10 protein-coding genes are annotated in these 8,378 nt (G+C 67.0%); 7 read left to right on the top strand and 3 right to left on the bottom strand.

Features of this window, described 5'->3' with window-relative positions; all coding sequences use genetic code 11:
* Window positions 1–106 precede the first annotated feature (106 nt).
* Window positions 107–391 (top strand): RNA-binding S4 domain-containing protein, encoded by a 285-nt coding sequence (locus RT567_RS10625; protein ID WP_313576356.1) that lies wholly within the window; start codon window positions 107–109, stop codon window positions 389–391.
* Here the strand turns inward: RT567_RS10625 and RT567_RS10620 are convergent.
* The gene (locus RT567_RS10620; RefSeq protein WP_313576355.1) at window positions 388–1,026 is read right to left on the bottom strand and encodes a YceI family protein; all 639 of its coding nucleotides are present in this window, start codon (window positions 1,024–1,026) and stop codon (window positions 388–390) included. The two genes, RT567_RS10625 and RT567_RS10620, sit on opposite strands and share 4 nt — an antisense overlap.
* A gap of 168 nt (window positions 1,027–1,194) precedes the next feature.
* Here RT567_RS10620 and fdxA point away from each other — a divergent pair, with 168 nt between their 5' ends.
* The 3 genes from fdxA to RT567_RS10605 all read left to right on the top strand — a co-directional run bounded on the left by fdxA (window position 1,195) and on the right by RT567_RS10605 (window position 3,818).
* The gene (gene fdxA, locus RT567_RS10615) at window positions 1,195–1,536 is read left to right on the top strand and encodes a ferredoxin FdxA (RefSeq protein ID WP_003166185.1); all 342 of its coding nucleotides are present in this window, start codon (window positions 1,195–1,197) and stop codon (window positions 1,534–1,536) included.
* A 310-nt stretch (window positions 1,537–1,846) separates the two neighbouring features.
* The gene (locus RT567_RS10610) at window positions 1,847–2,392 is read left to right on the top strand and encodes a CarD family transcriptional regulator (RefSeq protein WP_046652322.1); all 546 of its coding nucleotides are present in this window, start codon (window positions 1,847–1,849) and stop codon (window positions 2,390–2,392) included.
* A gap of 184 nt (window positions 2,393–2,576) precedes the next feature.
* On the top strand, window positions 2,577–3,818 hold the full coding sequence (locus RT567_RS10605; protein ID WP_313576354.1) for a benzoate/H(+) symporter BenE family transporter: 1,242 nt from the start codon (window positions 2,577–2,579) through the stop codon (window positions 3,816–3,818).
* 53 nt (window positions 3,819–3,871) lie between these two features.
* Here the strand turns inward: RT567_RS10605 and RT567_RS10600 are convergent, their stop codons facing one another.
* The gene (locus tag RT567_RS10600; protein WP_234287632.1) at window positions 3,872–4,357 is read right to left on the bottom strand and encodes a DUF3617 family protein; all 486 of its coding nucleotides are present in this window, start codon (window positions 4,355–4,357) and stop codon (window positions 3,872–3,874) included.
* Window positions 4,358–4,585: 228 nt separating this feature from the next.
* Here RT567_RS10600 and rpmB point away from each other — a divergent pair, with 228 nt between their 5' ends.
* Both rpmB and RT567_RS10590 read left to right on the top strand, forming a co-directional pair.
* A complete protein-coding gene (rpmB, locus tag RT567_RS10595) occupies window positions 4,586–4,882 on the top strand; it encodes a 50S ribosomal protein L28 (RefSeq protein WP_087140498.1) in 297 nt (98 codons plus the stop codon).
* A gap of 105 nt (window positions 4,883–4,987) precedes the next feature.
* Window positions 4,988–6,679: a M1 family metallopeptidase gene (locus tag RT567_RS10590; protein WP_313576353.1), complete on the top strand. Its 1,692-nt coding sequence runs from the start codon at window positions 4,988–4,990 to the stop codon at window positions 6,677–6,679.
* Between the two features lie 3 nt (window positions 6,680–6,682).
* Here RT567_RS10590 and hemA read toward each other — a convergent pair whose 3' ends face one another.
* A complete protein-coding gene (gene hemA, locus RT567_RS10585) occupies window positions 6,683–7,930 on the bottom strand; it encodes a 5-aminolevulinate synthase (protein WP_313576352.1) in 1,248 nt (415 codons plus the stop codon).
* A 118-nt stretch (window positions 7,931–8,048) separates the two neighbouring features.
* On the opposite strand from hemA, the gene RT567_RS10580 reads away from it, so the two are divergent.
* The coding region (locus RT567_RS10580) for a winged helix-turn-helix domain-containing protein (RefSeq protein ID WP_313576351.1) at window positions 8,049–8,378 on the top strand (330 nt) is incomplete at its 3' end.

Raw genomic sequence — 8,378 nt, 5'->3', positions numbered from 1 at the left:
TAACCCAGCCGCCCCGCCCTGCGGCTCCGCCCAAGCCGAAGGCGGGGCGTATACCTCGCCGTCGGCCCCGGCGCCCCGGCGGCCAGAAAGCCGCCCAAGCGACCGAATGAGCATCGAGAGCTGCCGCATCGACGTCTGGTTGTGGCGTGCGCGCTTCGCCAGGACGCGCAGCCTGGCCGCCGCCATGGTCGAACAGGGCGCGATCCGCCTGACGCACCACGGCGCCCAGACCCGGCTCGACAAGCCCAGCCGCAGCGTCCATCCCGGCGACGAGGTGCTGTTCGCCCAGGGCGGGCGGCTGATCGCCGTGCGCGTGATTCAGTTGGGCGAAAAGCGCGGCCCTCCGGAAGAAGCCCGCGCCCTCTATGAAATGCTGGGCGCGCCGACCTAGCCCGCCGCCTTCACGAACTCGCCCTCGATATGCAGCTTCACCTCGTCGCCGAGAGCGGGCAGGCCGAAGGTGATGCCGAAGTCGGAGCGCTTGATGGTCGTCTCGCCGTCGAAACCGGCCTTGTAGCCGCCGCGCGTCGGGCCGGCCTGATTGAACTCGACCTCCATGACCACCGGGCGGGTCACGCCGCGCAGGGTCAGTTCGCCGTGGACTGTCGCCTCGTCGCGATCATCGGCGTCGATCACGATCCGGGTCGAGCGGAAGGTCGCGACCGGATGGTTGGCGGTGTCGAAGAAGTCCGCCGTCTGCAGATGGCGGTTCAGCCCGTCCGAGTTCGACGCCACGTCCGTCAGGGGAATGGTCGCGGTCAGGGTGCTGGCGGACGGATTGGCCGGGTCCAGCTTCAGCTCGGCCTGAACGTTCACGAACTGGCCGACATAGGTCGAAAAGCCCAGATGATCGACCGACCAGGTGATCTTGCCGTGGTCCGCGTCCAGCTTGTAGTCGCCGGCCTGGACCTCGGACGGAACCTTGGTCAGGGCGGACTGGGCCACAACCGCGCCGCCGGCCAGCAGGCTGAGCGCCAGGCTCGCGGCGCCGAGGCGGCCAATAGCTGAGTGAGTGATGAAACGCATGGTGGAGCCTCCTGATGGACGATGATCGGGCGTCACGAATATGGAGCGGGGCCCGGCGACATCGGGCCTGAACAGCTTTGCAACAGCGCCCTCGGTTGACAGTTGGTTCCGTCGGGGCCATGTGCCCGCCCTCGACCTCCCTCGCTGCCACAGGCCCGCCCGAACGCCATGACCTACATCGTCACCGACGCCTGCGTGAAATGTAAGTTCATGGACTGCGTCGAGGTGTGTCCGGTGGACTGCTTCTATGAGGGCGAGAACTTCCTGGTCATCGCGCCCGACGAATGCATCGATTGCGGCGTGTGCGAGCCGGAATGCCCCGTCGACGCCATCGTCCCCGACACCGAGGACGAGCCCGACGGCAAGTGGCTGCAGGTCAACGCCGAATACGCCAAGGTCTGGCCCAACATCACAGTCAAGGGCGTGCCCCCGGCGGATCGCGAACAGTATGAGCGCGAAACCGGCAAGTTCGAGAAGTACTTCAGCCCCAAGCCGGGCAAGGGCTCCTAAGAATTCGCCATAATGCGGTCACAATGCGCCAACCATCGCCACGCGCCCTGTGGATGTTTTGAGATTTCCTAATTTTATGATAGGTTCCTCCCTATTCGAAACGGGCGGTTCCGCAACTCTGCGCGCCGCCCGCATTTACGACAGAACCTCGCCGCTAGAGACGAGGTCGGCCAGAGGTTTGGTGATCCGTTTTCGCGTCTGACAGTGCGATCCTCCGCCTCAACCGCCGGGCCCTGCGCTCGGTGGCGGGGCGGTTTTTCACTATCTGCGTGGCGGCGATCTCATCCCGACGGTTCGGGAAAGGAATGACATGACGAGCAAGACCGGTCTGGAATTCAAGGTTGGCGATGCGGTGGTCTATCCCGCGCATGGCGTCGGCAAGGTCGCCGCGATCGAGACTCAGGAAGTCGCCGGCATGGCGCTGGAAGTCTATGTCGTGACCTTCGAACACGAGAAGATGACCCTGCGCGTCCCGACCAAGAAGGCCAAGACCGCTGGCCTGCGCACCCTGGCCGCCGACGACACCGTCTCCAAGGCCCTGACGACCCTGAAGGGCCGCGCCCGCGTCAAGCGCACCATGTGGTCGCGCCGCGCCCAGGAGTATGAAGCCAAGATCAACTCGGGCGACCTGATCTCCATCGCCGAAGTGGTCCGCGACCTGCACCGCGCCGAGACCCAGCCGGAACAGTCCTATTCCGAGCGCCAGCTCTATGAATCGGCCCTGGACCGCATGGCCCGCGAAGTCGCCGCCGCCAACAAGATCGACAAGGACGCCGCCATGGCCCTGCTGGGCAAGTCGCTCAGCGCCAAGAAGCCGGTCGCTCCGGCCGCCGAGGCTGAAGCCGAGGCCGCCTGACCTCAGGCGATCCGCAAACGACGCGAAAGGCCCGGCGGCGACGTCGGGCCTTTTTCATGAGCGCCGTCGGCAAGGGGGCGGCGAAACCGAATGGTCTGGCGAAATGGCCATGAATGGACAGGTCTAACCGGCCATTGATCCTCTAGGAGCGCGCGCATCGTCGTCGTTCGCAGAGGCTCTCCCCATGTCCATGCCCGCCCCGTCTCCCCCCTTGCGGTGGAGCGATCTGCTGCACCCCGTCGTCGCCGGACTGATCTCTGTCATCGTCAACTATGGCGGCACCTTCATCCTGGTGTTCCAGGCGGCCAAGGTCGCGGGCCTCAGCCCTGAACTGACCGCCTCATGGGTCTGGTCGATCTCCATCGGCGTGGGGACGACGGGCCTGTGGCTGAGCTGGCGCTACAAGGCGCCGATCATCACCGCCTGGTCGACGCCCGCAGCGGCCTTTCTGGTCACGGCCCTGGCGGCGACCTCCTACGCCGAGGCGATCGGCGCCTATCTGATCTCGGCGGCGGCCTTCGTGGTTCTGGGCCTGTCGGGCGGGTTCGACCGGGTGATCCGCCTGATACCGCCCGCCATCGCCGCCGCCCTGCTGGCGGGCATACTGCTGCCCTTCGGCATTCAGGCCTTCGGAGGCGTGGGCGTCGACCCCGTTCTGGCCGGTCTGCTGATCCTGACCTACGTCGTGCTGAAGCGGTTCACGGCGCGCTATGCGGTGGTGGGCATCCTCGTGCTGGGGCTGGGTTTTCTGTTGACGCAGGGCCGCGTCGACCTGTCGGGACTGGAGCTGAAGCTGGCCGCGCCCGTCTTCACCATGCCCGCCTTCTCGTTCAAGGCCCTGCTGAGCCTGGCCATCCCCATGTTCCTGATCACCCTGACCGGCCAGTACATGCCGGGGATGCTGGTGCTGCGGAACGACGGCTATGCGGTCAACGCCAATCCCCTGGTCACAGTGACGGGGATCGGCTCGCTTCTGATGGCCCCGTTCGGCTCACACGCCTTCAATGTGGCCGCCATCACCGCCGCCATCTGCACCGGCAAGGAAGCGCACGAAGACCCGTCCAGGCGCTGGATCGCGGGCGTGGCGGCGGGGGTGTTCTACATCCTGATCGGCGTGTTCGGCGTGACGTTGGCGGCGGTCTTCATGGCCCTGCCCGCCGTCTTCATCACCACATTGGCGGGGCTGGCCCTGCTGGGAGCCATCGGCGGCAGTCTGGCGGGCGCCCTGGCCGAGCCGAAGTCCCGCGAGGCGGCGTTGATCACCTTCCTGGCGGCGGCCGCCAACATCCAGTTGTTCGGGATCGGCGGGGCCTTCTGGGGCCTGGTGATCGGCCTTGTCGCCTATGCGGCCTTGAACGGCGGTCTGACGACCTTCGCCAAGACCCTGCTGCCGGCCAGGCCTACGCCCGAGCGTCCCGCAGAATAGAACGCAAAAGAACAGAGGCCGGAACGCGCGCCCCGGCCTCCTTCACAATCAGATCAGAAATATTCCGCCCCGGCCGGGCACTGGGCGGCCAGGCGGCGCGCGGTGATGCTGGCGGGGATGTAGGGCGTGCCGCGCGCCAGCTGGGCGCCGCCGTTGAAGCGGAAGGCCTGCTCTTCATAGGTGCCGTTCAGGCGCACATTGATGCGGCGGCCCTTGCGGTCCTGACAGCTGCCCTCAAAGCGGGCGCGGCCGTCGCCGACTTCGCGGGTCGGATAGGTGCACCGCCACTTGCGCGTCGACAGACCGCCGAAGAATCGGTTGATCTCGCTGGGCCGCACGCACTTCTGTTCGGTGTCGCGGGCGCCCATGACGCTGGTGGTGTATTCCCAGTAGCCGGGCAGAACCTCGGACTGGGCGGCCGACTGGGCCTGAGGCGCGGACGCGGGCGCGGCCAGCATCACGGCGCCGGCGGCCACGGGGGCGACGACGGCCATCAGCCGGGCGAAGGGGATCAAGGTCTTCATGGATTTGCCGTTCATGGGACTCATCATGGGTCTGCTCTATATAGTCACGCCTTGAACGAGTGCTGAACGAAGGCGATCCCTCGCCTTCAGAATGACTCTGTCGCGCCGGACGACGACTCCAGCCTTGACGCCCGGCGAGTCCTTCCTCTATACGGCCCCCTCTCGCGCGGGCCTCCTTGCTCGCCGCGTCCCTGTTTCATGCGTCCGCGCCGGTATTGCGGATGTGACCTTGAGGATCTTCAGATGTCGCGTCGCTGCGAACTCACCGGAATCGGCCCCATGGTCGGCCATCACGTGAGCCACTCCAACATCAAGACCAAGCGCCGTTTCCTGCCGTCGCTGAAGACGGTCAAGGTTCAGTCGGAAGCTCTGGGCCAGACCTTCTCGCTGCGTATCTCGAACGCCGCCCTGCGCACCCTGGACTTCAAGGGCGGCCTGGACGCCTTCATCGTCAAGGCTCGCGACGAGCAGCTGTCGATCGCCGCCCTGCGCATCAAGCGTCAGGTCCGCGCCAAGCTGGCCGAGCAAGCCGCCGCCTGATCGGCGTCGACTGACGGATTTTGAAGAGGCCGGTGGAAACACCGGCCTTTTTCTTTTGCGCGCCGGCCCGCTACCCTCGTGGCCTGTTCTGCCGGAGCCTCGACCTTGCGCCCTCTCGCCGTCCTTTGCCTGACGACAGCCCTGCTGACCTCGCCCGCTCTGGCGCAGGAAGCGGTGCGCGAAACCACGGCCTTCACCCTGTCCAGCGGCACGCCGCGCACGGCGGAGCAGTTGGCCCTGCGCTTCGACAAGGCTGATCTGTCGTTCAAGCTGCTGACGGAAAGCCAGTCGCTGGAAGGCGTCGCCGTCCTCGACTTCACCGCCACGGCGCCGACGGCGGCGGTCGTGGTCGAACTGGACGCCGTCTTCGCCATCGCCGCCATCACCGTGGACGGACGGGCGATCTCTGACTGGTCCAATCCCGAGGGACGGCTGACCATTCCCCTGCCCCATCCCCTGACGGCGGGTGAAGGCGTTTCCGTCCGTATCGCCTATTCCGGCCGCCCGCATCAGGCCCAGCGCGCGCCCTGGGACGGCGGCTTCGTCTGGACCACGACGCCCGACGGCCAGCCGTGGATCGCCAGCGCAGTTCAGGGCGAGGGCTGCGACCTGTTCTGGCCCTGCATCGACCATCCGCAGGGCGAGCCGGAGCGGGTCGATCTGCACATCACCGTCCCTTCAGGCCTCAGCGCCCCCGCCAACGGCCGCTTCCTGGGCAAGACCGACAACGGCGACGGCACGACCACCTGGAACTGGACCGCGCGCCAGCCCGACACCTACGCCATCAGCCTGAACGTCGGCCCCTATGTGGAGATGGCCGCCGACTATCAGAGCCGGCTCGGAAACGTCATCCCCTTGCGCTTCTGGCGACTGGCCTCAGCCGATCCGGTCAAGGCGCAGGCGCTGTTCGACGAGTTCCCGCAGATGCTCGACTTCTATGAGGCAAGCATCGGCCCCTTCCCCTTCGGCGACGAGAAGATGGGCGTGGTCGAAACCCCGCACCTGGGCATGGAGCACCAGACCATCAACGCCTACGGCAACGGCTACAAGCTGGACGGCAAGGGCTACGACTGGCTGCTGCAGCACGAACTGGCGCACGAGTGGTTCGGCAATCAGTTGACCAACGCCGACTGGGACGACATGTGGCTGCACGAGGGGTTCGGCACCTACATGCAGCCTCTCTACGCCCGCTGGCTGAACGGCGAGCGGGCCATGCAGGCCGAACTTCAGACCATGCGGCTGACGCTGGCCAACCGCTTCCCAGTCGTGTCCGGCCAGTCGCAGGACGCGGGGACCGTTTATGACGACAAGACCGGCCCGGCGCTGGATCTCTATTACAAAGGCGCGCTGATCGCCCACACCCTGCGCCTGCACATCGGCGACGACGCCTTCTATGAGAGCCTGCGTCGTCTGGTCTATGGCCGCCCCGATCCGCAGCCGGGGAACTTCCGGCCGCGCTACGCCACGACGCCGGAGTATGTGGCCATCGTCAACGAGGTGACCGGCCGCGACATGGGCTGGTTCTTCGACGCCTACCTCTATCAGGCGGCCCTGCCCGATCTGGTCATGACGCGGCAGGGCGAGCAGGTGACGCTGGAGTGGAAGACCGGAAACGGCCGCCCCTTCCCCCTGCCGGTCGAGATCGAGGTGGACGGCGCCTTACGCGCCCTGCCCATGACCAACGGGCGCGCGACGTTCGAGGCGCCGCAGGGTGCGCACATCCTGCTGGACCCCGGCTCAAAAGTCTTGAGGCGGCTGGAGTATCTGGAGCGGTGGAAAGCTTCGACCGCCGACTGAGGCTCAGGCCGGTTCCAGCGTCCGCAGGGCCGAGGCCGAAAACCGGCGCCAGTCGGCGTTGTCGGCCCAGACGGCGGCCAGAGCCTGAAGCAGGTGCTCCTCGTCGTCGTCGCTGTGCAGCGGCGTCGGCGTGACGCGCAGTCGCTCGGTCCCGCGCGGCACGGTGGGGAAGTTGACCGGCTGGATATAGACGCCGTGCTCATCCATCAGGGCGTCCGTCACCGCCCGCGCCGTGGCCGCATCGCCGATCATCACCGGCAGGATATGGCTAGGGCTGGGCAGGACCGGCAGGCCCAGTCGCTGCATCCCCGCCTTGATCGAAGCGGCGCGCGCCGCCAGCGCCCGGCGCGGCGCGCCGTCGGCCTTCAGATGGCGCAGGGCCGCCCGCACTCCAGCCACAACTGACGGCGGCAGGGCCGTGCTGAAGATGAAGCCCGGCGCGTGGCTGCGCACGAAGTCGACCGCCGCCGCATCACCCGCCACATAGCCGCCCATGGCGCCGAACCCCTTGCTGAGGGTGCCCTGGATCATGCTGATGCGGTGCGACTGGCCATCACGCTCGGCCACGCCCGCGCCGCGCGCGCCGTACAGGCCCACGGCGTGGACCTCGTCCAGATAGGTGAAGGCGCCGTGCTTTTCGGCCACGTCGCAGATGGCGGCGATGGGCGCGAAGTCGCCGTCCATCGAATAGCAGCTCTCGAAACAGACCAGCTTGGGCCGATAGCGGCAGACCCCGCTCATCAGCCGGTCCAGATCGCGCCAGTCGTTGTGGGCGAAGATGTGCTTCTCCACGCCCGATCGGCGCATGCCCTCGATCATGGAGGCGTGGTTCAGGGCGTCGGAAAAGATCACCGCCCCCGGCAGGCGCGACGCCAGCGTCGACAGCGCCGCGTCATTGGCCGCATAGCCCGAGGTGAACAGCAGCGCCGCTTCCTTGCCGTGCAGATCAGCCAGATCCCGCTCCAGCAGGACATGTTCGTGGCTGGTGCCCGAGATGTTGCGCGTGCCGCCCGCGCCTGCGCCATAGGTCCGGATCGCCCCTTGCGCCGCCTCGACCACCTCGGGGTGGACGCCCATCGACAGATAGTCGTTCGAGCACCAGATGGTGATGGTACGCCCGCGCCGGTGATCGTGGGCATAGGGGGTGTCGGGGGCCAGCCGCTCCAGATCGGCGAAGACGCGATAGCGGCCCTCCTGCTTCAGATCGTCCAGATCGCGGCTGAAGAAGTCGGCGAAATCAAAAGCGCCCATGACATCACATCCCATCACAGGACGGGCGACGACATTGCCATCCCGCCGGGGGCGTGACACCTAACGCTGGATTGGCTGGATCACTCCCGCCACTTTGGAAAGAAGCTACAGACCATTGTTGAAGCGCGCCCAGCTGGAATCCGTTCAGGCCTTCATGGACCACCCGGCCCAGTCCGGCCTGCCCCTGCACGCCCGCATCCAGCGCGCCGTGCGCCAGTTGATCGTCGAACGGTCGCTGACGGCGGGGCGGCCCCTGCCCTCGTCGCGGACGCTGGCCCGGTCGCTGGGCGTGTCGCGCGATACGGTGGAAACGGCCTATGCCCAGCTTCATGCCGAAGGCTTCATCGAGCGCCGCGTCGGCAGCGGCAGCTTCGTCTGCGAGCTGACCGAACTGGGCCTGAAGCGCGGGGTGCTGCGCCCGGCGGGCCGCCGCCCCGTCCTGCAACCG

This window comes from Brevundimonas sp., assembly GCF_032107865.1.
Lineage (GTDB): Bacteria > Pseudomonadota > Alphaproteobacteria > Caulobacterales > Caulobacteraceae > Brevundimonas.
Note: the sequence above shows the minus strand (reverse complement) of the source record. Positions and strands in the feature narration are given on the sequence as shown.